This window comes from Pontibacter beigongshangensis, from assembly GCF_014332515.1.
GTDB classification, from domain to species: domain Bacteria; phylum Bacteroidota; class Bacteroidia; order Cytophagales; family Hymenobacteraceae; genus Pontibacter; species Pontibacter beigongshangensis.
In genome coordinates, this window is the sequence record NZ_VFSD01000016.1 from 1 (window position 1) to 25863 (window position 25863).

Sequence of the window (25863 nt, forward strand, 5' to 3'; positions counted from 1 at the left end):
TATTTGAATACATTTGTCCCTCCGGAGCGGCTTTAACTGCTGATGCTGCTGCGTATAGGATGCTATGGATGTAACTGCCTTTAAAGAAAGTCTTTCTGCCGCCCAGCCACCAGCCGGCGTTTCGGTGTACATGCAGGCGCTTTGGTTCGATGCCAAAGGCAACTGGGAAAAAGCCCATGTGCTGATACAGGACCTCCCGGATAAAAACGCCGCCTGGATACATGCTTACCTGCACCGCAAAGAAGGCGATATCTGGAATGCCGACTACTGGTACCGCCGGGCTGCCAAAACAAGGCCAGCTGTTTCTTTAGAAGAAGAGTGGGAGGGGCTGGTGCAGGCGCTTGAGTAATATCCTGAGTTTATGCAGAAGAAAAGATTTAATATTAATGCGATTGTTTGTTTCATTTTAGCGTTGGAATTCCTAGGGGCGGGTATTTACATGCTTATAAACAATCTTGTTGCTTATGGTGTCCGTAGCAGAACGCTTTCTTTGTATGGCTTTGGTGGGAGCTTGTTAATCTTAGTAAGCATTGTGTTTTTTTATGTAGCATATCATTCTTTGTCTCCTTTTGGAAAAATTAGAACATTTTTAGAAGATAGTAACAAAATGCCGAGAAGAAGAAAAACCAACCACATTAAGAAAAGAATACAAACAAAGGAGTAGACCTATTAAAACACGAGTTACTTTGTTTGACAAGCTTACATAAGGATAATAAATCTACAATAATAGTGTCATTTGGCCTTGACGGTACCCTTACTACCTTCCAGATTGGAGATTTCTCTACAGATAAGAGAAATACTTTTTAATGGACAAAAGGAGTAGTATCGATCAGGAAGGGGACTACATTCTTATTCAAAGAACTAAGTCGTAGGGGACACAAAGTCGGAATTTACACAACATCTTATCGCAACATTACCTGGATCCATTTTCAGTTCCTGACCTATAGCATCAAAAACGACTTCATTATTAATGAAGCACTTAACCGTACAGAGTTACACAATAGAAGCCTTTGTTGCTCTAAAAATCCTCCAGCATTTAATATTGATTTACATTTAGACGATGCAGCAGGTGTTGCGGTAGAAGGGGAAAAATTAAATTTTAAAACCATCCTAATATTAAAGAATGATATTGATTAGTTGGATAAAATATTAAGTACATATAATGATGCCCTGAGTGCTTCAGTTTATGTTCACCTATTCATAAATTCTTAACAAATGCCTTCCCAATTTCCTTAGCAACTATAAATCTCAACATCGTATATTTAACCTCTAATGAGAGAGGAAACCAAAATCACGCCCAAGCCGGAGAAAAAGATTATCGGGAGACGCGAGCGCGTGTCGTTTCCGGAGCTGGACCTGGAGGAGATCGAGGCCAAGATAGATACGGGGGCCTACACCTCCGCCATCCATTGTTCCGACATACACGAAGAATCGCTGCCAGACGGATCCCGGGTTATTAGTTTTGACCTGCTGGACCCTTCGCACCCCCAGTACAATCACCGGCGGTTCACCTTTACCGACTATACCTTTCGCGACATCAAAAGCTCGAACGGAGAGGTGCAGCAGCGGTATGTGATCAGGACCCGTATCAAGTTTTTTGAGGAAGAAATAGAAGCGGAGTTTTCCCTCTCAGACCGTAGCGACATGAAATACCCCGTGCTCATAGGCCGGACATTGTTGCGAGGCCGGTTCATAGTAGATGTTTCCCGTAAAAACGTCGCCAGAAAAACGAACATCAAACAGAAAAAAAAACATTTATGAAAATAGCCATTCTCTCCCGCAACCCGAAACTGTACTCTACCAAGCGTCTGGTGGAGGCAGCAGAGCAGCGGGGGCACGAGGCCGTAGTGCTCGACCATTTGCGCTGCGACCTTATAGTGGAGCAGGGCAACCCGCATATCCTGTACAAAGGCGAGCGCCTGACTGGGTTCGATGCCGTTATTCCGCGCATCGGGGCCTCTGTTACTTTTTACGGCACGGCCGTGGTGCGCCAGTTCGAGATGATGAAAGTGAAAAGCATTGTGGCCTCGCAATCTATTGTGCGCTCCCGCGATAAATTGCGCAGCCTCCAGATTCTGGCCCGCGCCGGGCTGGGCATGCCCAAAACCGCCTTTACCAACTACTCCAAAGAAACCTCCGAGCTGGTGAAAGAGGTAGGAGGGGCGCCGCTCGTCATTAAACTCCTGGAAGGTACGCAAGGCCTGGGCGTAGTGCTGGCCGAAACTAAAAAAGCTGCCGAATCGGTGATTGAGGCTTTCCATAACCTGCAGGCGCGTATTATTGTGCAGGAGTTTGTGGCAGAGGCAGGCGGAGCCGACATACGGGCTTTTGTAGTGAACGGCGAGGTAGTGGGCGCCATGAAGCGACAGGGCAAGGAGGGCGAGTTTCGCTCTAACCTGCACCGTGGGGGCAAGGCAACCCTCATCAAACTCTCGCGCCAGGAGAAAGCCGCTGCCCTGCTTGCCGCCAAATCGCTTGGCCTGAATGTGGCCGGGGTAGATATGCTGCAGTCGAAGCGGGGGCCGCTGATACTGGAAGTAAACTCATCGCCGGGGCTGGAAGGCATCGAGAAGGCCACCCAAAAAGACATAGCTGGCAAAATCATAGAATTTACAGAAGTGCTGGTAAAGAAAAAGCTCACCAAAAAGAAAGACGTTAGCGAGTAGCATGCCAGAAACCATAACGATAAACGGAAGGTCTATAGACAGAGGTGAGAAAGTGCTCACCAAACTGGTGATTTCGAAGCTGCCGAGCGGCACCATTATAGAAATCCCGGTATATGTGTTCAGGTCGGTGCACGATGGGCCGGTGGTGCTGCTTATGGCCGGCATGCACGGCGACGAAGTAAACGGCATCGAGATCATCAGGCGCATGCTGGGCAAAAAAATGCTCTATCCACTAAAAGGCACCATTATAGCCGTGCCCATCCTGAACATCTATGGTTTCCTGAACTTCTCGCGCGATGTGCCCGATGGCAAAGACGTGAACCGCAGCTTTCCGGGGAGTAAAGACGGTTCCCTGGCCAGCCGTGTGGCGTACCGGTTTATGAAGGAGGTAATGCCGTATATAGACTATGGCATCGATTTCCACACCGGCGGTGCGAGCCGGTCCAACTATCCGCAGATACGCTGTGTGCTCGACCACCCGAAGAATGTGGAGCTGTCGCAGGCCTTTGGAGCGCCTTTTATTCTGGATGCCTCTTTCAGAACCGGCTCGCTCCGGAAGGAAGCCTGGAAACAGGGCAAGTCTATTTTGGTGTATGAGTCGGGCGAATCGCTGCGTTTTGATGAGGTGGGAATCTGTACCGGCATAGAGGGCACCTGCCGGCTGCTGCACCACCTCGGCATGATGGCCGGTGCCCCGGCGGCCGCACAGGAGCCTGTGGTATGCCGAAAGGATGTGTGGGTGCGGGCCAAGAACGCGGGGCTTTTCAGGAGCATCGTGAAGTCGGGCGAGTATGTGAAAAAGAACCAGGCACTGGGTACCATTACCGACCCTTACGGCGAAATGGAAGTAAAAATTGCAGCCTCCTCGGCAGGGTATATTATTGGCCTCAACAACATGCCGGTTGTAAACCAGGGCGATGCGCTGGTGCACATCGCGTTTTGACTTATCCTGTTCTTACCTGCTCCGCTTTGTGTACACCATTCATCACCTGAAGCTTTTTCGGACTGCTTATTGTTGTTTGGTAAATGGTTAATTGGGAGATATGAAGTGGAGAAGATGTGGATATGAGATACTTGACTTTCAACGCTTCACGAATCAAAAGTTTAGTATCTCACTGGAAGGCCTTTTTCATTCAAATAATTTGCTTCTGACCCAATAGGTTGGAGTTTATATTACATGATGTACTTACAGGATTTGGCGCAGCACCAGATGATCGCGTACCAGGATTTATTTCAGCTACAAAAGTTGCCAAGCAGTTCCTTCCGGGAACCTTCCGCCTCTGAGTTCTACCAGGTTTTGCTAATGGAAGGAAGCGGCAAAATCAGCATCGACTTTGTGGAGTATGAGTTTGCCGGAAAAATCGCTTTGTTTACCACACCCTACCAGCATCTAAGTATTACCGGAACCACTGACTTCCTCATCGAGCGGCTTGCCTTCCACGGCGATTTTTACTGCATTGAGTATCATAAAAAAGAAGTTGCCTGCAACGGCTTGCTGTTCAACAATATCTACAGACACCCTTTTATTCCGTTAGATGACGACGAACTGCATGCCATCTTCGAGAAGATCCGGGTTGAAATAGAGAAGGAGGAACCGCATTCGGAGCCTATTCTGCGCACCTACCTGCAACTGATCCTGGCTATCTCGAGCAAAATTAAAATAGTGGCGCAACAGGTGGTGGCACAGGGCACTCCAATACCGCTGGTAAAGTTTAAGGAGCTTTTGGAAGCAAATTTTCTGACGCAACGCAACATAACCTTCTATGCCGACGAGTTGGCCCTTTCGCCGAATACGCTCACCCGGAAATGTAAGCAGTACTTCGGGAAGTCGCCATCGCAACTGATACAGGAGAGGGTGGTGCTGGAGGCTAAAAAGCAACTTCACCTTACCTACAAAAGCATTAAGGAGGTGGCAGCCGCCCTGAATTTTGACGATGAACATTATTTCAGCCGCTTTTTTAAGAAGCACACAGGTGTGTCACCTACCAGTTACCGGGAGAAGGTCGGTATCTCTATTGTGGCAGATTTGTCCATGAAATAGAAATATCTGTCCATTTACCCGCGCCTGGTTTTGGATTAGTTTTGTAGCATGAAAGATACGATACAAAACCTGATCGAAATAGTAGCCAATTCACAGCGCTATTTTATTCATTTCACCAGGATAGCCATTTTTGTCGTGATGGCCTGGATCGGTGGATTGAAAGCCTTTCAGTATGAGGCAGACGGGATTGTGCCCTTTGTAGCCAACAGCCCTGTGATGAGCTTTTTTTACAGCAAGGAGGCACCGGAGTACATGCAATACAAAAACAGGGAAGGCGAGTTTATTCCTAAGAACATAGCCTGGCACCAGGAGAACAACACCTACACCTTCTCATACGCACTCGGCACTGTGATCGTAATTATCGGGCTGCTGACCTTAGCCGGTATTTTTAATGCCAGGGCCGGGCTGCTGGGCGGCCTGCTAACGGTGGGGATGTCGGTGGTGACGCTCTCGTTCCTGATCACAACCCCGGAAGTGTACGTGCCCGATCTGGGCGGGCCTGACCACGGGTTTCCTTACCTGTCCGGGGCTGGCAGGCTTGTTATAAAAGACATCATCATGATGGCTGCCGGGCTTGTGGTGGCATCAGATGCTGCCAAAACGCTGCTGAAAGGAAACACATCCCGGTCTGTAGCGGCTGAAAGCATCCGGTACCGGGAGTCCGCTTAGGCATTTGCCAGGATAGCCTGGGAAGCAACAAAAAAGGAGGGCTCTGGTGAGAGTCCTCCTTTTTTGTTGTCGTATTTAAGTGTGCTAAAACACGTAGCGCACATGCAGGGCAGAGTCCCAGAAGCCGCCGCCGCTTGGTATGTTGATATAAGGCTTTATGTCGGCACCGATCGTAAACGGAATATCGCGGATAAAGTATTCGAGGCCCAGGATACCATCTACGCCCAGGCCGAGCACGTGCTTGTCGTGGTAATGCTTGTGATGACGATCGTAGTAGTAGCTGCCCTCGTAGAAGCCCACGTGGCCTCCCAGGCCGTAGTACCATTGCAGGCCGCTCACGTTAAAGGCCTGTGCGTGTTTTTCGTATAGCAGTGTAAGGGTGGTGCCTCTGTGGCGGAACCTGGTGCTGATGATGCCCTCTATAGCGGCATCGCTTTTAATAAAGTGTTTAATAGTCAGGCCTGATGCTACCCCACCCCGGAAGCCGATACCGGTAGAATAGCCACTTTGTGCCTGTGCTCCCACTGCACAAGCGATTACAATCATAAAGGTGAATGATAATCTGATAATAGTTTTCATGTTTATTTTATAAATTTGACTAAAAGCGGCACCAAACTGGCCATGTGGCTGCAAAGTTAAAATTTCTGGCGTAGCAAAGGCCACAATTCATACCTGATAATTATTTTTTGGGCGAAGCTTTATAGGACTGGAGATAGGCAGTTTTTTGGGTGCGCCTGCCTATTAGCTTAAAAAAAGTGATAAAGCCTTCGTTATCAAGTTGTAAGGCTTTGGCGAAGGGGTCTGGCTTTTTTTCTTCGGCATAATCGCGGATGTACTCGTTGCGCACCAGGGCTGCCTCTGCCAGCTGGCAGGCTTCCTGTATCTGCACCAGGCCGGTTTTTTCCCACAGTTTCCGCCACCAGTCTATGGCATGAATAAAGTACCAATAGTTTTGGTAGTCTTCTTTCAGGAACTCCGGCACCTGCTCCAGCGTCTCGATCTCTTTTGTGAAGCAGACATCCACCAGCGCAATATGGCCGTCGGGCTTCAGGAAGCGGGCAATGTAAGGAAGGTACTTTTCGTCGGTGCCGAAGTAGGTGTAGGAGTCTACCACAATAATGGCATCAAAATACTCGTCGGCAAAAGGGAGCGACCGGGCGTCGGCCTCGATCGGGATTACCTTGTCTTCGCAGCCTTCCTGCAGAATGCGCTCGTAGTTGGCACTGGCCGAAATGGCTTCGTCTACGGCCCAGACGGTAACGCCGAATTCCTTAGCCAGGAAAATGGAACTGATGGCCTTGCCGCAGCCCAGGTCCAGCACGCGCATGCCGGGCTTCAGGTGGAGCGACTTGGTCAGGCTTTCGAGGTTGAGGAGCACGTTTTCGCCCATCGAGTGTTTCCGCACCCAGGCCGGGTCGTAGCGCGAGGCCTTCGGAAACACATGTTGCAAGTGTTTGTCTGTCATAGAAAATCTTAGGAATAATTTAAAACATTTGTTATAGTAGCCTCACCGACTTTTGTGGGCGGAAGCATTTTCTCGGAAAAGAATCCAGGGCAGGCGAAAAGTGCCCTGTGCAGGCACCCACATGAGCAGCAGCAGCAGAGTCTCCGGAGGGCTGTTTTTATTGGAATAATTGCTGGTTGATTGTTAGTTGTTGATTGCTAGTTGCTGATTGTTAAATTGTTGATCTGGGAATATATAGATGACCAGTTAAACACAATTCAGTTCATAACTCTTAATTCATAAAAAGTCTAGCATCTAACATCTAGCTTCTAGTATCTACATAGAAGGCCATTTTCATTCAAATAATTCAGGAAAGTGAGGGCCATGGCAGGCCAAGGAGGCTCAACCAGCAGATCTGGCTAAATCTTCGATGTCGTCGGATGGGTAGATGTGCACGCCTTTTTTATCTTGTGCGGCAGCATGCAGCATGGCTTTGGCAACCGTTTCGCCTTGAATAGGCTTGTACTTTTCGAGCGGGCCGATAAGCAGGTTGCTGAGGGGGCGCATCACCTTGCTGGCCAGTTCTTCGCCGGTACGCTGCTCTTCGCGCTCACCTAGCAGCAACGAGGGCCTGAATATGTGCACCGAATCGTACCCCATGCCGGTAACTTCCTTCTCCATAGTGCCTTTTACGCGGTTATAGAAAAACAGCGCCCTATCGTCGGCGCCCATGGCCGATACCACCAGAAACTGGCTCGCCCCTTGGCTGAGCGCCAGCTCTGCCAGCTGCTTCACATAGGCAAGGTCTACTTTCTGAAAGGCATCTTTTGAGCCCGCTTTGCGGATGGTGGTACCCAGGCAGCAATACACATCATCGGCTGCGAGGTTGGCTTTGTACTTTGGGAGCTCATCGAAGTCAATAACCTTCTGATCGAGCTTGGGGTGGATAACGGGTACATCGCGACGGCCAATAGACACAACCTGGTCGTAGCGATCGGAGTTCAGGAGCAGCTGCAGGCAGTGGCCCCCGACCAGCCCGCTGGTACCGGCAATAAGTGCGGTTCTTGTTTTTTGCATAGCATTAAGGCAGGCTTTTTAGCAGACCTTACGCGATGTACCGGTTTTTGGGGCGAAATGTTGTGCTCTAAACTACAAAGTTGGAGAAAGAAAAGAATTTACAGCACCAGCCTGATGTGATCTGGCTCTATCACAATACGCCCCGCCTTGTACAGGCTGCCAATGGCGCGTTTAAAATTCTTCTTGCTCATGGCCAGCTTCTCGTAAATCTCTTCGGGGCTACTTTTGTCAGATAGGTACAGCTGGCCGCCCTGCTGCCGGAGCAGTTCCAGAATCTGTTCTGTGGCATCGCTTACCTCGTTAAAGCCACCGCCGGTTCTGCGCAGCGTCACGTCTATTTTGTTGTCGGGCCGGATGGTTTTTACAAAGCCTGTGAGCTTGTCGCCAATCTCTACTGTCTGGAACACCTCGTTCTTATAGAGAATGCCCATGTACAGGTTGTCGATGAGCACTTTGTAGCCGATGTCGGTGGAGCCGATCACCATCAGGCTCACTTCCTGGTTTTCAACAAGCCGGATGTCGTCGTTTTGCAGGTACTTGCCGAGCTTGGCGGTGGCTACCACGCGGTCTGAGGTTTCGTCTACGTAGAGGTACACGCAGTATTTGCGGCCGGGCAGCATCTTCTCTTTCTGGTTGTGCAGCGGCACGAGCAGGTCTTTCTCCAGGCCCCAGTCCAAAAAAGCGCCGAAGGGCGTGCTGTCTTTCACGGTGAGGCAGGCAAACTCGCCCACCGTGGCCTTGGGCGTCAGGTTGGTGGCGATCACGCGGTCTTCGGAGTCGCGGTACACGAATACGTGCACCATGTCGCCAATCTTAGCGCCTTCCGGAATGTATTTGGTTGGCAGCAGGATATCGCCGTCTTCTGAGGTGAGGTACACTCCAAAATCTACTGCTCTGCTTATTTCTAAGGTATTATAGTTGCCAAGGTCTACCATCTTTTGTTCGCCGTTTAGTTCTAGCTGCGTATGCTGCTTTAGCGCAAAGCTACAGAAATACTGCCTGGTGTAAAAGCAGAATCTGCTGCACGCACCTGTTTTGCTACATACGCAGGTAATATAGTGGAGGCCAAACTCAAGCGAGCCAATATTTTGAATTATTTAAATGAAAATGGCCTTCCAGAGCCTGTTTAGACACAAGGCACAGGACTCTCCTAAAGTTATGAGTTATGAGTTAAGAGTTGAATGGTGTTTTGCTGGTCATCTTCAAAATTTAAATCAACCATTTAACAATTTAACCATTTAACAATCAACAACCAGCAACCGAATTATTCCAATAAAAACAGCCCTTCGGAGGCGAAGCACTGCCTTACCGGAACTCCGTAACGCCGGGTTGCGTGAAGCGGAAGTCGGCAAAGTCGTAGAAGGGGCGCGTGGAGTCGTAGATCCTGAAATTGTTGAAGTTCTGCAGCGGCGGTCCTTTCGGGTAATAGTTGAGCAGAATCTGGATGGTGCTGAAAGAGAGGTACTCGTTGCGGAACCTGAACCCGATGCCAAAACCCGTATACGGCTTTGATTTGAGCGGAGAGCTCTTGTTGCCGGTAGACAGCCAGGCCATATCGGCAAAGGCCACCGTAGCCAGTCTGAAGCCGAACAGCGAGAAAGGCGTGTACAGGTTTGCCTCATAATTGATGGCGATGCGCTTGCTGCCCCGCACAAAATCGGATCGGAAGCCTCTCAGGCCGTTTTCGTTGTTGATGGTCAGGAGCTCCTCCGGAAACCGGTTCACGCCAAACGTGCCCCGCCCGATAATATAGTGCCGCAGTTTCCAGTTGCCCCACTCCGACAGCCTGGTAAAGTACATGGTCTCCAGGTCCAGCACGCCCTGCTCCAGCTGGTTGTTCCTGACAAAAGACCCGTAGGCTGCTCTGGCAAAGATGTATCCGAAAGTGGGATTATATTTGGCAACAGAGCCTTCGGTGCTGAAGTAGGCCCTGTTTGCAAGGTCTCCTTTCTGATAACCGTAGGTAAAAGCGAAAAGGCTGCCCGCCGGAACGTCTTCTGTGCGGCCAAAACCAAACAGAAAGCGGTCTTTGTAGTAGCGCCGCACGCTGTAGCCGATACTGCCCAGCACCAGGGTGTTGCTCTGGAAGCTGGGAGAGGGGGAGGTGCTGTAGTCGGTGTTGATCAGGCGCATGGCCAGAATGGTGCGCGCCCTCGGCTCAAAGCCCAGGTTGTAAGTCTTAAATTTAAAGGCCCTGCCCAACCAGACATCGTGGCGGGTATACACCACATTTTTATGGTAAGGCAGCGAGTCGGCTGCCACGGGCGGAAACAGAACCAGCTCATCGGCCCATTTCGTGCCAATGGCCCCTGCATATTTGGTGTTGGTGGAGAAGAAGTCGCGCCGCAGGTAGGCGCTTCGCTCTTTAAAGTAATTCTCGTTGGCATAAATAATATCGGCCGAGATATAAGAGTTGCTGATGTTTTCGATCGTGTAGGCGGCGGTTGCTTCCCAGGGGCGGGGCCGGTCCATGTTAAAGCGGTAGGAGGTGCGCAGCTGATGGCCCAGGCCCAGAAAATTAAGCTCTCGCACAGCCACTCTGCCGGCTCCCGAAGAGGGCGAGTAGGAGCCGGAGCCCCCAAGGCTAAACACATCTTTTGTTATAACGAACACATCCACACTGTCTTCGGTGGTGGTAGCCTCGTTCACGATAATGCGGGCATCGAGCAGGTAGCTGGTCTGGCGCAGCAAACGTTCCGACTCCACGAGTGCCAGCGGCTCCAGGTACTCGAAGCTCCGGAAGAGCAGTTTGTTCCGGATCAGCCGCTGCCTGGTTTTCATGTGAAGCGAGTTACCTGCCTTCTCGAAGAAGTTCTGCGGTACCCGGGAAGTGTCGTTGATAGAATAGCCAAAGGCGTTCAGGTTCCTGATTTCGATGTTCCGCACCACCTTGTAATTGTGCCGCTCATACTCCCGCTCTATCAGTTCCGCGTCCAGGCCATACACTTCCTCCTCCCGGCGGTCGAACACGAGTATGGCCTTCAACAACTTGCCCATAATGGTTTTTCGCTGCGAAATCTGCCGGAGGTTGCTCATCATACGCTCGTCGAACTTGGGCTTCAGCGTGTCGGACTCAATTGTGCTCAAGCTATCTTTTTTACCGGCACCAACTTCCTGCCCATGGCATACTCCTGCCAGCAGCAAAATGCTGGTAAGGCATAAGAAAGTAGTCCGGGTTAAAAAGAAATGCAGTAAAAGCATGTTGGTGTCAGTGGTTATCCGGCTTTGGTTCAGCCTCCGAATTTAACGTTTTCTTTAGCGATATATGTTATAATACTAGGCAGTAATTAATCAGAATACATAACAAAGTTCTGGTAAAAATAGGTTTAGGCACAGGCAAAAATAATGGCGGGGCAGGAAAACTGCTTTATTGGCGCAGTGGATTTTTCCCGGCCATCGGAGGTTCTTGCAAATTATATAACCAGCAGGTTGGGTGCCGGCAGGTGTAGCACCAGGAGCCCCATTCCGATGGGGAAAATTACCTGCTGCGCAACGACACTTCTCCCCCTGGCGTGGCCAGGTTAGAGCCGATTTGGGAAATATGGATCCAGAATAGCACTTGTGTCAGGCTATGATCGTCTCTTCTTTCTAATACAATGCTATTTTTTGGGCTGATTATCAGGTGTTTATGAGGTATAAGGCAAGTGCGGTTTTTGTACGAGGCCTGGCACGGTTTTTTAGCATGTAGTTTACCAATCTGGCACAGCCCTACAATAAAAGAAGCTACAGGAAGGCACAAGACTTACAAGAGGAGGCTGGTCTATAAGTGATCCTATGAAGCTTTTAGCAGTAGCAGCAGGCAATATTATCTCCGGAGGGTCAATTTCATTTGAAAAATTGCTTTATCAGATTTTCAGGGCAGGAGGCCAGCTAAAGCTTCTTCTGTTGCTAAAAAAGTTAGTTTTGAGTGGTATGTGGAAAACATTGTTTATAACTTTTGCTAATTTTAATAGTTTAATCTGGCACATCCTGCTATCTTTAAAACATCAAAGCAGGAGATAAGCGCTAGATGGACAGTAAGATAACCGATAAACTAAGAATATTAGCAGACGCCGCCAAGTACGACGTTTCCTGCTCTTCGAGCGGTGGCAAGCGGAAGAACGAGAACAAGGGCTTAGGAAATGCGGAAGGCGTGGGCATCTGCCACAGCTATACCGAGGACGGCCGGTGTGTGTCGTTGCTCAAGATTCTGCTTACCAATTTCTGCATCTACGATTGCGCCTACTGTGTTACCCGAAAAAGCAACGACGTGCAGCGGGCAGCATTCACAGTGCAGGAGGTAGTGGACCTGACCATTAATTTTTACCGCCGCAACTACATAGAGGGGCTGTTCCTGAGCTCCGGCATTTTTAAAGATGCCGACTATACCATGGAGCGGCTGGTGCGGGTGGCCAGAAAGCTGCGGCAGGAGGAGAAGTTTAACGGCTACATCCACCTGAAGACCATACCGGGAGCCAGCGAGGAGCTTATAAAGGAGGCAGGCCGCTATGCCGACAGGCTGAGCGTGAACATAGAGCTGCCATCGGAGCAGAGCCTGCAGCAACTGGCACCCGAAAAGAGTTATGCAGAGGTGTTGGTGCCGATGGAATCCATCAGCAAGCAGTTGGTACAGGCAAAAGAGGAGCAGAAGCTCTTTAAGTCTGCCCCTTCGTTTGCGCCGGCCGGGCAGAGCACGCAGCTTATTGTGGGTGCCTCCGCCGAAAGCGACCGCCAGATTCTGCAGCTCTCAGACCAGCTCTACAAGGGCTATAACCTGAAGCGGGTGTACTACTCAGGCTATGTGCCGGTTAGCAGCGATGTGCGCCTGCCACTGGTGACAGAGCCGCCCATTATCCGCGAAAACCGCATCTACCAGGCCGATTGGCTGATGCGCTTTTATGGCTTTGATGTGCAGGAGATTGTAGATGAGCAGCACCCCGACCTGGACCTGGACATAGATCCGAAGCTGGCCTGGGCCTTGCGCAACAGGCATGCTTTTCCGGTGGAGCTCAACACAGCCGATTATGCGCTGATACTGCGGGTGCCGGGCATTGGTGTAAAGTCGGCGAAGAAGATCGTGTCGGCCAGGCGGTTTGCGCCGCTGCATTTCGACCATCTGCGGAAAATGGGGGTGGTGCTGAAGCGGGCAAAATATTTTATCACCTGCCAGACCAAAAGCCTGCAACGGCAGGAGTTTGACTCTCTCTACATTCGCCGCAAGATACTTTTCGGCGATGGCTCCGTGCGGAGCGCTTTACTGACACAGCAGCTCGACTTGTTTCAGCAGGCCAGTTAGAGCTGCCTCATAATGCAAGCAAGGCTTTAGCTGCTCTAAAAATGATTCGTGGTACAGACAGTTCAGAAACTAAAATTTGTAAAGTTCAAAAAGATAAGATCATGAGAAATAACACAAAAGTTGCCCGCGTTACCTGCTACTGCAAACTCAACATGTTGGTTCCTCACCTGCAACGCCTTACCTCCGGCCTGGCATCCGATCCTAAAAACCAGAAATCGAAGGCAAACTGAGCCCGCAGCTGCGCTCCTGCTTGCCGTTCGGGCAATTATTTACCTTAAAAGGTTGCCAGCTTGCCTTGTGCCAACGTGGCAGCAGACGGATAATGGACAGTGGCTGTCCTGTCTGCAATTGCTGTGGGGCCGGAACTGAGGCTTCGGCAGCGGTTGGCCGAATTATTCTAACCAAAATGCCCATCCGAAGACGGCGGGTTCTGTTGCTGCAGCTGTAGCCAGTTTCAGATAACAGCCTTTACTCACGGCAAAAGGATCTGGAGAGGGCTTTCAGTAGAAATTATTGGAATGAAAAACCCCCTCCAGACAGGTTCTTTCCTACAACTGCACTGGTTTGGCGCCGGTTCTGCCTGCTATAATATGATTTTATGGTGCTTTATACCTACGATGGCTCTTTTGAGGGGCTGCTTACCGTTGTATTCGAGGCGTATGAGCGCAAAGCGTGGCCACATGGCATCGCTCAGGAGCACCTGGCGCAGCCTTTACTCCTGGGCCAGACCGTTGCCGTAACAACAGACGAGGCAAAGGCAGCCAGGGTGTGGCAGGGGCTGGAGAAGCGCCTGTCGGCAGGGGCCTTGCGCTCGCTTTACCATACCTACCTGTGGGAGCAGCCGGGCTTCGAGATGCTGGTGTTCAACTATGCGCGCCTGGTATTCAGCAGCCCGGAGAACATAGAAGGCAACTTTACAGCCGACTGTGTGCTGCAGGTGCAGCAGGCCAGCAAGCAGGTGCACCGCGAAAAGCACCGTATGGAAGCATTTGTGCGGTTCCAGAAAACACAGGACAGTATGTTTTATGCCTCCATCACACCCGATTATAATGTACTGCCGCTTATCATCGACCACTTCCGGAGAAGGTACGCTGATCAGCAGTGGGTGATCTACGACCTGCGCCGCCGCTACGGAACCTTTTACAACCTCCAGACTGTTAACTTTATACGCTTGGAGAAAACGGATCTGCTTAGGCGTAGACAAGGAGTACTTCAAAAAAAATCGTTTGATGTCGAAGAAGCTAAGTACCAGCAGCTCTGGCAGGTTTACTTCGACCATGTAAATATTCCGGAGCGAAAAAACCTCAAACTGCACCTCCGGCATGTGCCAAAGCGCTACTGGAAATACTTGTCAGAAAAGCAACCAAGGCATATTTTTGACTAGAATAGAGCTTGCACAGGCGTCACCTGCACCGGCTAACAACAGTTATAGGATGGCACTATTGTATAACCAAAGCTGTAGCAGATGCGTATAAAGCTATATATGTTTTTTGAAATTTATAGCAGCCAGGCATCCTGCCCCCGTTTTGCACGCCTTAGTGCCTTCTGCTAAAACCTTAAACTTTTCAATATGAATAACCGCGTACGGAAGAAACTCATACAAGTAGCCCGTGGAAGAGCCCACCTGATGTCTTTTCAAAATTTAGTGATCGAAGCTGAGCTTGGCCTGAACCTGGATAACTCTTACGAGAAGTGTCAGCTGAACGAGGTGATCGATGAAATTTCTGAGGAAGAGTATGCAGCCGGAAGACCATTGTTAAGTGCCTTAGTACAAGTTAGAGGAAACCGCAACCAGGGAGACAGCTTTTTCAGGCTGTGCGAGCGCCTCGGCCTTGGCGACTGGAAGAGCCTGAAGAAGGACCGCGAGTTCCTGGAGCAACAACGAGAAGCCTGCCGGGATTTCTGGCAGAATAACACCAACTTTTCATCTTATTTATAACACAAGCCGGAGAAACCGCTTTTTTAGGCGGTAGGATTTTCTGCTATTCTACCCTTTTTCACCTTTACCATAAAAAAGGCCAGTGTGCACGTTAGCAGTGCACACTGGCCTTTTTTGATTTACTTTCTATGCAGGTTACGGGACTTAAAAACAGCGCCTTTGGCTACCGGGAAGCAGTATGGCTGTACTCAGCCAAGACAAGCGCGCCACCTGCAAAACCTCTTAAACATCTTAATTGTAGAATAACCTCCTGTAGTGAATGCCTGCAACACACCTCAGCCCCTGCTACTGCTCCAGGCAACCATGAGGGTAGGGCAGACTTATTTATAGGATATTATTTTAAAATAAATAGGGTGTTATATAGATGATCTGGGCATTTATATATTAATTTATGAATCAGTTTTGTAATTCCATCATCTTTCTATAGGTCTTTTTTTAAGAATCTATAAATCAGCCACTTGATTAAATATTAAAAAATATAAATATTAATAGTAATCTTGCCGCCTATGAGAACTCATATGTTTACAAAACTGTATTCGGTATTTTTCCTGTGTATCTTTTATGGCCTGCCTGTTGCCGTTGCGCAGGAAGAAGCCGCCAAGTTTGGCAAGGTTAGCGAGGCTGAGCTGCGAATGAAGTCCTATGAGAAAGACACAAGTGCTGCTGCCGTTGTGCTTTCGGACTTTGGCTATTCTTATTTTACCACAAATGGCACGCTTAAGCTGATGTTTGAGCGCCACACCCGTATCAAGATCCTGAAGAAATCGGGCTATGACTGGGCAAATGTGGAGCTGCCCTATTACCGAAGAAATGCAGACAAGGAAGTGATCACCTCCATCAAAGGGTTTACCTATAACCTGGAAAATGGCAAAATAACAAAGGATAAGCTGGAGTCGAAAGCCGTTTTCGACGAAAAAATCAACGAGAACCTCTCTCAGAAGAAGTTTACCTTGCCAAACGTAAAAGAGGGCTCTGTTATTGAGTTCTCCTACACCGTTACTTCTGACTTTATTTACACGCTGAACAGCTGGGAGTTTCAGACCACCATCCCGACTATGTGGAGCGAGTACCGCGCCCGGATACCAGAGTACTTCGATTACAAGTTTCTCCAAAACGGTTATCATAACTTCTATACCACCAAGAAAGACGCGGCCGCATCGGCCAATGCGGAGTTACGCAACGAGGCCTATGTGTGGGCAATGAAAGATGTGCCGGCCCTGCAGGAAGAGAAATATATAACCACACTGAAAGACTACCAGGCCAGACTCGATTTCGAATTGCAGCTTTTAAAGGTGCCTGGCGAGTTCCCCAAGGTTATGACCGGCAACTGGGATGAGGTTATCAAGAAACTGATGGAAGAGGAACGCTTTGGGACGCAGCTAAAGCGCAGCGGCTTCTTTAAAAATGAAATTGCAGCCATCAAAGCGAAGCATACAAGCCCGCAGGCACAGGTGGAGGCTATTTATGAACTGGTGAAGAGCGCCGTGAAATGGAACGGCAAGCAAAGCATTTATACAACCAGCACTACCCGCAAAGCCTTCGATAACAGAACCGGCAACTCAGCAGATGTGAACATGCTTTTGACGGCCATGCTGCTGGAGGCCGATATCGATGCCTCGCCCGTGCTGCTCAGTACCAGGCGCAATGGCCGTGTTACGAAAGGCTCTCCTTTGATCACACAGTTTAATTATGTGATCGCCTATGTAAAAGTGGACGAAAAAGAGTACCTGCTCGATGCCACCGACCCGATGCTGCCAGCGGGCATGTTGCCATACCGCTGCCTCAATGGCGACGGATACCTCATTAACCGGACTTCGCACCGGTGGGTGCCCCTGAAACCTACGGGCAACTACACCACCTTTTGTATGGGCGAGCTTGCCATAGATGCGAAAGGCGAAATAAAGGGAAAGATCAGTGAATCGAACACGGGGTACAGCGCCCTGAGCTTGCGTGAAAGTATAAAAGAAGAGGGCAAGGAGAAGTTTGCAGAGAAACGGAACAAGGAAATTGGCGACATGAAGTACGGTGAGCCTACCATCACGAACCTTGAGGAGCTAGACAAAGCCCTGAACCTGGTGTACGAAATTACAGGCAGTGGCAATGGCCAGGCTAACGATCTGCTTTACCTGAACCCCATGCTGAACAAAGGCGAAAAAGAGAATCCGTTTAAATTAGCGGAGCGAATGTACCCGGTAGACTTCGGTTATCCTTATGATGAGACGTTTATGTGCAAAATCGCTATTCCGGAAGGCTATGAGGTAGATGAGACTCCAAAGAGCATTGCTGTTTCGTTACCGAACAACGGCGGAAAGTTTACTTACATCGTGGAGCGTAGAGACGCTGAAATACAGGTAATGAGCAAGATCAACATAAGCAAGCCGCTCTATTTTGCCGAAGAGTATCCGTACCTCAAGGAGTTTTACAACCAGATTGTGGCAAAGCACGCCGAGCAGATTGTGCTGAAGAAAAAGTATGAATAAGGAGTGTCTTTCTGCTGGTAGCTGAAATTGCAGTGTGAGTGGCAGCCTCCTGAAGTAATGTAGAGGTAAAGAGGATAGTTAAAAGTCTACGAGCCAAATCGGTGCCCTCACTCATTCAATTTTTCTGTTATTGTAATGATTACGTATATGCATAAAATTTACTTTCTAGCTCTTCTTTTCATCGCGGTGTCCGGGCGCCTGCAGGAGGCAGGGGCTACAGCGGGCAAAACAGTGCCGGAAGCCGACCTGAACAAAGGAGCCAACGTGGTGGTGCGCTCAGAAGAAACTTACTTTACCGTAAACTCCGCAGGCAGCGGCACCAAACGCATAAAAGCCACCATCAAAATCCTGAACAGTAACGGGGAGCACGAGGCCAGGTTGTATGTACCCTACGACAAACTTACGAAAGTCGACTTTATAAAAGGGACGACCTATGACATGCTCGGCAAAAAGATCAAGACTATTAAAAAGAGTGATATAAAGGATGTAAGTGCCATTTCTGATATCTCGCTCTTCGATGATAACCGGGTAAAAGTAGTAGATCTTACGCACAGTGCTTTCCCATATACTGTGGAGTACGAGTACCAGTATACCACCAGCAATATGCTGGTAGGTTACCCCCGGTGGGTGCCGCAGGACCAGACAAAGCTATCGGTTGAGTCGGCCATGTTTCAGGTAACGATGCCCAAGGGAATGAAACTGCGCTACCTGGAGTCGAACCTGGAAAAGAAAGTAACGAAAGAGTCTACGGCAACACACGATGTATATACCTGGCGTGTGCAGAACCTGGCACCGCTTGCTGATCCGGAACCTTACGGCCCTTCAGCCCTGGAACGCCTGCGTTCGGTGCGCACAGCTCCTGCCGATTTCGAAGTACAGGGCTATGCCGGCAACATGGAGACTTGGGAAGACTTCGGGCACTGGATTAATAAGCTCAATGCAGGCCGCGATGTACTGCCAGAGGCTACCAGGCAGCAGATGCAGGCCTTGGTAGCCAATGCTCAAAGCCCGGAGGAAAAGGTGCAGAAAGTTTACGAGTTTTTGCAATCAAAGACCCGCTACATTAATGTGTCGCTAGGCATAGGAGGCTGGCAACCCTTTGAGGCCGGTTATGTAGATGCCAAAGGCTATGGCGATTGCAAAGGCCTCTCTAACTACACCAAAGCCTTGCTCAGTGCGGTAGGCGTTGAGTCGTACTACACACTCATAAATGCCGGGCGTAACATGCCAGCCATGATACAGGATTTCCCGAGTTCGCAGTTTAACCATGCTATACTTTGTGTGCCGATGCCACAAGATACCATCTGGCTCGAGTGCACCGACCAGACAGAAGCCAGTGGTTACGCAGGAAGCTGGACAGGCGATCGGCATGCCCTCTTAATCACTCCTGAAGGAGGTAAAGTAGTTAAAACGCCGACATACGGCGCTGCCGATAATCTGCAAAAGCGCAGCATTCTGGTAAAGCTGGATGAAAAAGGAAATGGTTTAGCCAACGTTACAACCCTCTACACAGGCACTCAGCATGAGTCCATAAAAGATGTGATTTACAAGGCTAAACCCGAGGAGCAGCGTAAATGGCTGTATGATCAGATAGGTTTACCTGCCTTTGAAATTAATAATTTCTCCCTCGACATCAAAAAAAGCAAATTGCCGGAAGTAACTGAAAAATTAGATCTTAGCGTGGCCAAATGTGTGACTATTAGCGGCAAGCGCCTGTTCCTGACACCTAATCTAATGAACAAGTGGGGGCATGTGCCCAATTCTGTCGAAGACCGAAAATCGGAGGTGGTGAGTAATTGGTCGTTTCTGGATGTAGACACCGTTTTATACCAGTTGCCTCCCGGCTATGCCCTGGAATCTAAGCCACAGAATATTGAATTTAAATCTGAGTTTGGCGAGTACAAAGCGCAAACCATAGTCGATGGGCTGCAGGTAACGTATATCCGGACGCTGCAGATGGAAAAAGGAAGGTTTGCTCCTGACAAATATCCGGCCCTGATCGAGTTTATGAACAGCCTGATAAAAGCCGACAAACAACAAGTCGTATTCGTGAAGAACGTGCCCTAGCAGAAGCCTTGAGAAGCCTCCGGAAGACGAATTATTCTAATGAAAATCGCCCTACGGAGGCTTTTCTGCATTTGCTCGTACCTCATTAGGCGAGCTGCTGATTATTCTGAAAAATATTTGACAAAAGCTGCGTCTTTTCAGAAGTGCCGGCGTCTTCAGGGTGTAAATCAGAACAAAACACCTAGAAGACCATAGCCATGAAAAGATTCCATGTAAACGTGAGAGTAAAGAATTTAGAAGAATCAATAGCTTTTTATAAAGCCTTGTTTGCCGCAGCGCCCACTGTTCAGAAACCGGACTATGCTAAATGGATGCTTGAAGACCCTAAAATTAACTTCGCTATTTCGCTGCACCCCGAGAACGCCGGCATTGAGCACTTAGGCATACAGGTCGAGAGCGACGAGGAACTGAAAGAGGTGTATGGCCGCATGAAGGAGGCCAAAGGAGCGATCCGGGAAGAAGGCAAATGCACCTGCTGCTATGCCAAATCAGAAAAATCGTGGATTACCGACCCACAGGGAGTAGACTGGGAGACGTTCTTTACCTTCGGCACCTCCACCCTCTACGGCGAGGGTGCCAATGCCCGACCCCTGGCAGCAGCACCTGCTATTTAGTGCAAGATAAACGAAGCAAGTCAGGAACCTGTCTGTTGAACAGCCTCCTGGCTTGCTTTTTAAGCCTGGCACCACTATAACAGGGCTGCTGTACAAGTAGCGAAATATTATTACATTTATATCTTAGAAGGAATTCATACTACAGTGCATATGTCTGATCGTTGCCATGCCCTAGAACAACCCAGTGGTCCTGCTGCGGATACCTGCCGCGCAGTGGCGCCTGTCTTTTTAGCCTATGAAGCACAACTGAAAGGTTTTGTGCAGAAACGAGTGTCAGATAAAGACGAAGCAGCCGATATTCTGCAGCAACTTTACCTCAAGCTATACAAAAACTGCGAGCAACTGCAGGAGGTGCAGCATATAAAAGGCTGGCTATACCAGATTACACGCAACGCTGTCTATGATTTTTTCCGTGAAAGTGGCCGAAGCGAAAGCCTGGAATCTCAGGTCGAGCTAGCTGATGATGACTTCGTAGACCAGAGCCAGCAGGAAATAGAAGCCCTGGTAGCACCACTGATTAATTTGCTGCCTGAAGAATATGCTGTACCACTCCGCCTGAGCGAATTAGAAGGTATCAGCCAGAAGGAGATAGCAGTGCGCTTAGGCATGTCTTATTCAGGAGCCAAATCGAGGGTGCAGCGGGGGCGGGAGTTGCTGAAGAAAAAGTTTGCAGCATGCTGCCATTTAGAGTTCAGCCACGACGGGCAATTAACGGGAGCACAGGTGAAAGCCGGTTGCACGCCACTGCAGGGATTATAGGAACAATTTTTACACGTCCTTCCTCTCTTCCTCCCACTCGTCGTAGACGAGCGCGAGAACTTTTCATTCATTCAACTTTTTAAAATCGGTACCGCATCTGCACCCGCACATCAGATCTCCGGGGACCTTCTATGGTTTCCAAGCCGGAGCCGATGGTGTTTTGGTTGCGGTAGTGGGTGAGGCCGTATTTCGCCCAAAGGTCGAGGCGGCGCATGGGGCGTAGCTGCACCAGGGCGTAGAAGCGGGTGCCTCTGCCAAAGAAGGCTGGTATGGCAAAAGCAGAGAGCACATCGCGCTCGAACACATACTGGCGGGTGTCGTAGCTGTCGGTGTCGAAAATGGCGTAGCGGGTGCTGAGGCGGATGGAGCGGAAGTTGAAGTTAATATCTTGTGCGATCATATAGCCCGTAGTTTTCGGCGACTCTTGCGCATAGCTGCTGAATTGCACCCGCGACCGCAAAGAAACCCGATGAGCGGGAGAGAAATCGTAGTACAGCAGGTAATTCCGTCGTTCCGCCTGCGCCACGTAATCGATGCTGGTGGTGTTGTTGGCCATGTTCAGTCCCTTTTGCTCCGCCCTGACCTGCGCATACAAGGTCGATTGGCGTGTAGGCCGGAAGAGCAGCCGGACCAGGTATTCATCCCCGTGCGAAGGGGCATCTACCCGGTAGCGCAGCCACGGAAACCGGAAGCGATCGTAATAGGCAGTGAGCTCCCACTTCGGAAAAGGTTTTAGTTTGATGCCTGTGTAGAAACCGCTCTCGTTGATGTTACGGGTGCTCTCGCCAAAGGCATTGCCATAAAACGAATGAAAGTCGCGGGCATAGTAGCGTTGCAGCATGGCTAGTTCCACCTTGTTCGATAAGTTGGCAATCAACCCGTTTACGGTGCCCACGCCGCCACTTTGTGAATAGGCAGTTTCTCCGAACAGGTACACATTCTGCCATACATAGCTGTAGTGGGTGCTGAGGTTCAGGTTGTGCGTGCCGCCAAACTCGAAGCGCTGGTAAGCGGCATCGGCTTTTTGAACGGAGGCACTAAAGGAGGTGCTGACGGCTGTAATGCCGGCCGAAAAAGCTCTGTCGCTGCTCTGGAAACTGAGGTTGCCGCCCACGATCTGCTCCCGCACCTGCTGCCTGTTGGCCAGTTCGGTGGGGGTGCGGTGGAAGCCGGAGACTTGTACGCCAGTGAAAAAAGAGAAGTCCTCCAGGGTATCCACCTGTGTTGTCTGCAGGTTGGCGTCAATTCTTTTGCTGGAGAGGAAAGAAGTGAAATTAAGATGTTTGGTAACAGCATACGTAGCAGCTGCCCCTCTAAAAAAATTGTTTTCCAGTATTGAGTTATAAGGCCTGATGCCCAGGTTTGCCCGGCTTACGGTGGTAATGGTTTCGCTGCCTTTGCCCACACTGTAGCCGGAGGAGAGTAGCAGGCCCTGCCCGAATTGCAGCTGGTAATCGCCTAAGGCAATAGCTTTGAACTTGCCTTTGTTGTAGAGTTGCAGGTGCGCCGAGTAAAAATCGAAGCCGTAGCGACGGGTGCTGCTGTCCCAGGTTATTTGTTCTCCGGCGTCTTTCTCGGCGGTAAAGCCTAAGCTGTAGTCGCGGGTGTGGCTTACGCGGTAGCGCAGCAGGAGCTTATCGGGGGAGCCAAGGTAGCGGGTGGTGGAGCGGCTGGTGCTGTCGAGTGGTGAATAGCCTCTTCGCTGTTGCAAGGTGCGGTCGTAGCGCATGATCAGGGCGTTGTTGTCTTCGCCCACAATGCGTTGCCAGAGTGGCCGCTGATCTGCGTTGAGTCCTGCATCCTCTACCCGCACAAAATACACCAGCTGGTAAATTGTTAGCAGGTCGAAGCCGGCGATAGATTGCAACTCGTAAATGCTCAGAAGTTTGCCGTTCTTCTCAATATGATCAAAAAGCGCATTGATCTGCGGGCGCGACAGGATGTAAAGCGAAGCCAGTTCTTCGGGGGTGGTGTGGTTGAGGTCGATGGGGTGCTGGTAGTATTGGAATAAGGTTTCGTACATGTCCTCGTACGGCACATTTTCATCTTCCTGCTGCGCAAAGAGCTCCTGCACAAACAGGTCGAAATCGAAGGTGTTGCGACGGAAATCCTGGGCCTGCGATGGCAGCTTGCTGAGTAGCAACAGTAGTAGCAAAGTGCAGATCCGCTGTGCCATATAGGTCAGTTATGCTTGTACGAAATGGAGAGGTGGTGGCTGAGGCCCAGCAAGGTGGTGGTGCCGAGGGCATAATCGACCTGCAGGTGCCGTGCCAGAAAGCCAGCGCCAAAGGTGGTGGTGCTGGTTTGGGCAGAAAAGCCGGTGCGCAGCGCAAACTTTTCGATTAGCTTATATTCGATGCCTGCTTTCAGATCGGCAGGGTAGTTGATGTCTTTCTCGGTTTCGGCGCTCAGCAGCAGCTTCTGGTACGGGCGGTAAGCCAGTCCCGCTTTCATGATCGTAGGCAGGCGCTCATCCTCAAAAGTAGCTACTTTGGCCTGGTTGAGGTTATAGGCATAGGCCCCGAAAAACAGATCGGGAATTACCTCTGCCTGCACCCCCACAGAAAACGTAAAAGCCTTCCTGCTTCCAAGCCCCTGCGCCGCCACCTGCCATACATCTGCCTTGGCTCCCAAACTGAACTGCCCGATCTGGTGCCCAAAGCCCAGTCCCAGCGACTGACGGCTAAACAAGTCATCGCCGAACCGGCTCATGCTCAACCCAAAGGTGCCAATATCTTTTACCGGGAGAGCGCCCAGAAAGGCAACGGTAGTGAAAGCGCTCAGGCCGAATCTGTTTTCGGCGTAAACGCCCACCATCGGTTTTTCTATTTTCCCGATGCCTGCTACATTGTTTTGCAGCGCCCAAAGCCCCGGAAAGGTAACCGCCGCATTACCCATGGCAGCAGCACGGGCACCGCCTGGTATTTCGGCCTGGGCCTTAGCCAGGTGGGGGAGTAGCAGGCAAATAAATAGTGTTGTGTGAAGTAGTATAGTTATCCCATCCTTCTAAAATTTTACACTGTTTTTACCCGCTTTCTACGTGCAGGCGCGAAAAAGTATTAGCAGTTTTATGAAATAAATTCTACTTTAAAGAAAAAAACGCTGTTATAGCTTTTGAAAGGCAGAAATAGATGTGCTAACTACGCCCATAGTGCAGATAAGCGTAGGTTGGGGAGTTATTACGTTTATCTGGGAGTTGGCAGGAATTTGAACGATGAAAGAAATCAAGTGGGTGTTTAATATAATAGCCGTTTTTTTAATCCTGTTCTGTACAAAGAACAGTTTGGCCAGTCCACAATTACCTGATTACATTATTTACAAAGCTGACACCATTCCTATCTACAATTTGCTCCTTGAACAATACCTGCAAAAGATAGATAAAAACAGTCAGGGCAGCCTTTTTGGCTTAGAGTTTAGAAGTGGTGCTTCGCTTAATTGCTGGCGGGGATACCAAGCCATTTACACAATTGAAAATGACAGCCTTTTCTTAAAGGAGATAATCGGCTGTGGAGAGCTCCAAAGTGGTAATTCAATAGACCAGGAAGCTTCTCAGCAAAGATTAATTGACATTTTTGGTGAGCAAGTAATAAAAGGTAAAGTGTTTTTAGACTGGTACTCTGGTGAGTTCAGCTTGTCGAAGGAAAATCTGCTGAGATGGGATGGCGTTTTTCATAAAACTTTTGAAAAAGAGACCTTGGTGCAAGTAGAAGGTGGGAAAGTCAAGAGCATAACGGCAATCACAAATTACGAAGACGCTCCAGACAGAATAGACAGGAGATATGATGATAAAATAGCTGACATTCTTTTCAAGGAACTTGAGAAGATAAAATGGAAGAGCATTGATAAGTTCGATTGCTCAGAGAAGTTTCTTATAACCATCGGCACAGACGGCAGAATAAGCAGGGTGACTATGGCTGATTATCAGACAAGAGAAGATGTCAAAGATTATTGGGATATGAATGAATATAACTATTGCATAAGGACTATCAGAAAAGGGCTCAAAGGTTTAAAGTTTGACATCCTGAAAATCAATGGTAAACCTATCGAAGAAACTATTCTGGTTGAGATATGGCTGGAAGATGACGGCAAACTTGAAAACTGGACAAATTAAAAGAACAACCTTCTGCCAACAAAGTGCAGCCTTTAAGCTCAGCTACGCCTCGTCCATCGGCTGCACGAGTAACGTTAGGTGGTATAAAAAAAGAATGAAGACTCTATTGTTACATATCCTGTTGCTCTTTAGCTCATGTGCCTACGGACAAAAATCTGTGCTTCAGTCTGACTCAAAGCAACCAAATGAATCGACCATTCAGATGACTTTTGAAGGGCAGTATGATTTCTTAGTTGCATACACAGAAGAAAGCTATTGGTGGAGCGACAGACAGTTCTACCAAATTTTAGCGCTCAAAGACGGAAAGTGGAGCTTGATAACATTAGTATCGAAAAGAAAGAAGAATGGTGATTTTAGGAAACCAACCATCAGAGTTAGCTCATTTGAAAAGGACAAAGCACAATTGCTGTTAAACCAGTTAGACCAATTAAGCTTTTGGACATTAAATTCAGACTCTCTTAACATAACTCGAAGAGAAAACCCTGACTCTACTGTCACGACATACACAATATCTGACGCTGTAAACTATAAGTTCGAAGTAATGACGAAGGAAGGTTACAAAGTGATAGAAGCATATGCACCAGAACACTTTCTTGAAAAACTTCCTGAAATTAAGAGCAGGCAGAAGTTTATAATTGGCAGGGACATATTCAAAACAGCGTTGAAAAATTAAATCACCTAACAAAGTTCAGCCTTTATGCTTTGTCCGCCTCGCCCATCG

25 protein-coding genes are annotated in these 25863 nt (G+C 49.2%); 18 read left to right on the plus strand and 7 right to left on the minus strand.

The features are described 5' to 3' along the window. The first annotated feature begins 64 nt into the window (after positions 1-64). The 7 genes from FJM74_RS13540 to rclC all read left to right on the plus strand — a co-directional run bounded on the left by FJM74_RS13540 (position 65) and on the right by rclC (position 5376). A complete protein-coding gene (locus tag FJM74_RS13540; RefSeq protein WP_187263155.1) occupies positions 65-349 on the plus strand; it encodes a hypothetical protein in 285 nt (94 codons plus the stop codon). Between the two features lie 12 nt (positions 350-361). Further along, positions 362-664: a hypothetical protein gene (locus tag FJM74_RS13545; RefSeq protein WP_187263156.1), complete on the plus strand. Its 303-nt coding sequence runs from the start codon at positions 362-364 to the stop codon at positions 662-664. Between the two features lie 608 nt (positions 665-1272). Next, entirely contained in the window at positions 1273-1761 is a 489-nt protein-coding gene (locus FJM74_RS13550) for an ATP-dependent zinc protease family protein (protein ID WP_187263157.1), read from the plus strand. Then, on the plus strand, positions 1758-2666 hold the full coding sequence (gene rimK, locus FJM74_RS13555; protein ID WP_187263158.1) for a 30S ribosomal protein S6--L-glutamate ligase: 909 nt from the start codon (positions 1758-1760) through the stop codon (positions 2664-2666). The genes FJM74_RS13550 and rimK overlap by 4 nt, the downstream gene beginning before the upstream one ends. Position 2667: 1 nt before the next feature. Continuing rightward, a complete protein-coding gene (locus tag FJM74_RS13560) occupies positions 2668-3609 on the plus strand; it encodes a succinylglutamate desuccinylase/aspartoacylase family protein (protein ID WP_187263159.1) in 942 nt (313 codons plus the stop codon). 234 nt (positions 3610-3843) lie between these two features. After that, positions 3844-4707: an AraC family transcriptional regulator gene (locus FJM74_RS13565; RefSeq protein ID WP_241739153.1), complete on the plus strand. Its 864-nt coding sequence runs from the start codon at positions 3844-3846 to the stop codon at positions 4705-4707. A 48-nt stretch (positions 4708-4755) separates the two neighbouring features. Continuing rightward, entirely contained in the window at positions 4756-5376 is a 621-nt protein-coding gene (rclC, locus tag FJM74_RS13570; protein ID WP_187263160.1) for a reactive chlorine resistance membrane protein RclC, read from the plus strand. Between the two features lie 84 nt (positions 5377-5460). On the opposite strand, the gene FJM74_RS13575 is transcribed toward rclC, so the two are convergent. The 5 genes from FJM74_RS13575 to FJM74_RS13595 form a co-directional block, all read right to left on the minus strand. Then, on the minus strand, positions 5461-5955 hold the full coding sequence (locus FJM74_RS13575; protein WP_187263161.1) for a hypothetical protein: 495 nt from the start codon (positions 5953-5955) through the stop codon (positions 5461-5463). 100 nt (positions 5956-6055) lie between these two features. Continuing rightward, complete coding sequence (locus FJM74_RS13580; RefSeq protein ID WP_187263162.1) at positions 6056-6841, minus strand: SAM-dependent methyltransferase; 786 nt, start codon at positions 6839-6841, stop codon at positions 6056-6058. Positions 6842-7222: 381 nt separating this feature from the next. Beyond that, positions 7223-7897, minus strand: coding sequence for an oxidoreductase (locus tag FJM74_RS13585; RefSeq protein ID WP_187263163.1), 675 nt, complete (start codon positions 7895-7897; stop codon positions 7223-7225). 98 nt (positions 7898-7995) lie between these two features. Next, positions 7996-8832 (minus strand): CvfB family protein, encoded by an 837-nt coding sequence (locus FJM74_RS13590; protein WP_187263164.1) that lies wholly within the window; start codon positions 8830-8832, stop codon positions 7996-7998. Positions 8833-9202: 370 nt separating this feature from the next. Next, the gene (locus FJM74_RS13595; RefSeq protein WP_187263165.1) at positions 9203-11098 is read right to left on the minus strand and encodes a BamA/TamA family outer membrane protein; all 1896 of its coding nucleotides are present in this window, start codon (positions 11096-11098) and stop codon (positions 9203-9205) included. 573 nt (positions 11099-11671) lie between these two features. On the opposite strand from FJM74_RS13595, the gene FJM74_RS13600 reads away from it, so the two are divergent. From FJM74_RS13600 to sigZ, 9 genes are all read left to right on the plus strand, one after another. Then, entirely contained in the window at positions 11672-11899 is a 228-nt protein-coding gene (locus FJM74_RS13600; protein WP_187263166.1) for a hypothetical protein, read from the plus strand. Between the two features lie 7 nt (positions 11900-11906). After that, the gene (locus FJM74_RS13605; protein WP_187263167.1) at positions 11907-13172 is read left to right on the plus strand and encodes a putative DNA modification/repair radical SAM protein; all 1266 of its coding nucleotides are present in this window, start codon (positions 11907-11909) and stop codon (positions 13170-13172) included. Between the two features lie 101 nt (positions 13173-13273). Next, positions 13274-13402 (plus strand): hypothetical protein, encoded by a 129-nt coding sequence (locus FJM74_RS22580; protein ID WP_262890439.1) that lies wholly within the window; start codon positions 13274-13276, stop codon positions 13400-13402. Positions 13403-13770: 368 nt separating this feature from the next. Next, on the plus strand, positions 13771-14556 hold the full coding sequence (locus FJM74_RS13610; RefSeq protein ID WP_187263168.1) for a TIGR03915 family putative DNA repair protein: 786 nt from the start codon (positions 13771-13773) through the stop codon (positions 14554-14556). Between the two features lie 186 nt (positions 14557-14742). Continuing rightward, on the plus strand, positions 14743-15111 hold the full coding sequence (locus FJM74_RS13615; protein WP_241739154.1) for a hypothetical protein: 369 nt from the start codon (positions 14743-14745) through the stop codon (positions 15109-15111). Positions 15112-15629: 518 nt separating this feature from the next. Beyond that, complete coding sequence (locus FJM74_RS13620; protein ID WP_187263169.1) at positions 15630-17591, plus strand: DUF3857 domain-containing protein; 1962 nt, start codon at positions 15630-15632, stop codon at positions 17589-17591. 147 nt (positions 17592-17738) lie between these two features. After that, a complete protein-coding gene (locus FJM74_RS13625) occupies positions 17739-19658 on the plus strand; it encodes a DUF3857 domain-containing protein (protein WP_187263170.1) in 1920 nt (639 codons plus the stop codon). Between the two features lie 197 nt (positions 19659-19855). Continuing rightward, positions 19856-20272 carry an ArsI/CadI family heavy metal resistance metalloenzyme gene (locus FJM74_RS13630; RefSeq protein ID WP_187263171.1) on the plus strand — a complete coding sequence of 139 codons (417 nt, stop codon included), beginning with the start codon at positions 19856-19858 and terminating at the stop codon, positions 20270-20272. Positions 20273-20422: 150 nt separating this feature from the next. Then, positions 20423-21031 (plus strand): RNA polymerase sigma factor SigZ, encoded by a 609-nt coding sequence (gene sigZ / locus FJM74_RS13635; RefSeq protein WP_187263172.1) that lies wholly within the window; start codon positions 20423-20425, stop codon positions 21029-21031. A 79-nt stretch (positions 21032-21110) separates the two neighbouring features. Here the strand turns inward: sigZ and FJM74_RS13640 are convergent, their stop codons facing one another. Together FJM74_RS13640 and FJM74_RS13645 are read right to left on the minus strand one after the other, a co-directional pair. After that, the gene (locus tag FJM74_RS13640; protein ID WP_187263173.1) at positions 21111-23207 is read right to left on the minus strand and encodes a helix-hairpin-helix domain-containing protein; all 2097 of its coding nucleotides are present in this window, start codon (positions 23205-23207) and stop codon (positions 21111-21113) included. A gap of 5 nt (positions 23208-23212) precedes the next feature. After that, positions 23213-23929 carry a PorV/PorQ family protein gene (locus FJM74_RS13645; RefSeq protein ID WP_187263174.1) on the minus strand — a complete coding sequence of 239 codons (717 nt, stop codon included), beginning with the start codon at positions 23927-23929 and terminating at the stop codon, positions 23213-23215. Positions 23930-24245: 316 nt separating this feature from the next. On the opposite strand from FJM74_RS13645, the gene FJM74_RS13650 reads away from it, so the two are divergent. Further along, positions 24246-25142 (plus strand): hypothetical protein, encoded by an 897-nt coding sequence (locus FJM74_RS13650; RefSeq protein ID WP_187263175.1) that lies wholly within the window; start codon positions 24246-24248, stop codon positions 25140-25142. A gap of 94 nt (positions 25143-25236) precedes the next feature. Further along, positions 25237-25815 carry a hypothetical protein gene (locus tag FJM74_RS13655; RefSeq protein WP_206684043.1) on the plus strand — a complete coding sequence of 193 codons (579 nt, stop codon included), beginning with the start codon at positions 25237-25239 and terminating at the stop codon, positions 25813-25815. Positions 25816-25863: the final 48 nt, after the last annotated feature.

Bases quoted from the DNA above. Each gene is read 5' to 3' on its own strand.
- FJM74_RS13580 (WP_187263162.1), bottom strand. From the start codon at position 6,841: ATGACAGACAAACACTTGCAACATGTGTTTCCGAAGGCCTCGCGCTAC.
- FJM74_RS13655 (WP_206684043.1), top strand. From the start codon at position 25,237: ATGAAGACTCTATTGTTACATATCCTGTTGCTCTTTAGCTCATGTGCC.
- FJM74_RS22580 (WP_262890439.1), top strand. From the start codon at position 13,274: ATGAGAAATAACACAAAAGTTGCCCGCGTTACCTGCTACTGCAAACTC.
- FJM74_RS13615 (WP_241739154.1), top strand. From the start codon at position 14,743: ATGAATAACCGCGTACGGAAGAAACTCATACAAGTAGCCCGTGGAAGA.
- FJM74_RS13605 (WP_187263167.1), top strand. From the start codon at position 11,907: ATGGACAGTAAGATAACCGATAAACTAAGAATATTAGCAGACGCCGCC.
- FJM74_RS13630 (WP_187263171.1), top strand. From the start codon at position 19,856: ATGAAAAGATTCCATGTAAACGTGAGAGTAAAGAATTTAGAAGAATCA.
- FJM74_RS13610 (WP_187263168.1), top strand. From the start codon at position 13,771: ATGGTGCTTTATACCTACGATGGCTCTTTTGAGGGGCTGCTTACCGTT.
- sigZ (WP_187263172.1), top strand. From the start codon at position 20,423: ATGTCTGATCGTTGCCATGCCCTAGAACAACCCAGTGGTCCTGCTGCG.
- FJM74_RS13560 (WP_187263159.1), top strand. From the start codon at position 2,668: ATGCCAGAAACCATAACGATAAACGGAAGGTCTATAGACAGAGGTGAG.
- FJM74_RS13540 (WP_187263155.1), top strand. From the start codon at position 65: ATGGATGTAACTGCCTTTAAAGAAAGTCTTTCTGCCGCCCAGCCACCA.
- FJM74_RS13595 (WP_187263165.1), bottom strand. From the start codon at position 11,098: ATGCTTTTACTGCATTTCTTTTTAACCCGGACTACTTTCTTATGCCTT.
- FJM74_RS13545 (WP_187263156.1), top strand. From the start codon at position 362: ATGCAGAAGAAAAGATTTAATATTAATGCGATTGTTTGTTTCATTTTA.
- FJM74_RS13640 (WP_187263173.1), bottom strand. From the start codon at position 23,207: ATGGCACAGCGGATCTGCACTTTGCTACTACTGTTGCTACTCAGCAAG.
- rclC (WP_187263160.1), top strand. From the start codon at position 4,756: ATGAAAGATACGATACAAAACCTGATCGAAATAGTAGCCAATTCACAG.
- FJM74_RS13550 (WP_187263157.1), top strand. From the start codon at position 1,273: ATGAGAGAGGAAACCAAAATCACGCCCAAGCCGGAGAAAAAGATTATC.
- FJM74_RS13600 (WP_187263166.1), top strand. From the start codon at position 11,672: ATGAAGCTTTTAGCAGTAGCAGCAGGCAATATTATCTCCGGAGGGTCA.
- FJM74_RS13625 (WP_187263170.1), top strand. From the start codon at position 17,739: ATGCATAAAATTTACTTTCTAGCTCTTCTTTTCATCGCGGTGTCCGGG.
- FJM74_RS13645 (WP_187263174.1), bottom strand. From the start codon at position 23,929: ATGGGTAATGCGGCGGTTACCTTTCCGGGGCTTTGGGCGCTGCAAAAC.
- FJM74_RS13585 (WP_187263163.1), bottom strand. From the start codon at position 7,897: ATGCAAAAAACAAGAACCGCACTTATTGCCGGTACCAGCGGGCTGGTC.
- FJM74_RS13575 (WP_187263161.1), bottom strand. From the start codon at position 5,955: ATGAAAACTATTATCAGATTATCATTCACCTTTATGATTGTAATCGCT.
- FJM74_RS13620 (WP_187263169.1), top strand. From the start codon at position 15,630: ATGTTTACAAAACTGTATTCGGTATTTTTCCTGTGTATCTTTTATGGC.
- FJM74_RS13650 (WP_187263175.1), top strand. From the start codon at position 24,246: ATGAAAGAAATCAAGTGGGTGTTTAATATAATAGCCGTTTTTTTAATC.
- rimK (WP_187263158.1), top strand. From the start codon at position 1,758: ATGAAAATAGCCATTCTCTCCCGCAACCCGAAACTGTACTCTACCAAG.
- FJM74_RS13590 (WP_187263164.1), bottom strand. From the start codon at position 8,832: ATGGTAGACCTTGGCAACTATAATACCTTAGAAATAAGCAGAGCAGTA.
- FJM74_RS13565 (WP_241739153.1), top strand. From the start codon at position 3,844: ATGATGTACTTACAGGATTTGGCGCAGCACCAGATGATCGCGTACCAG.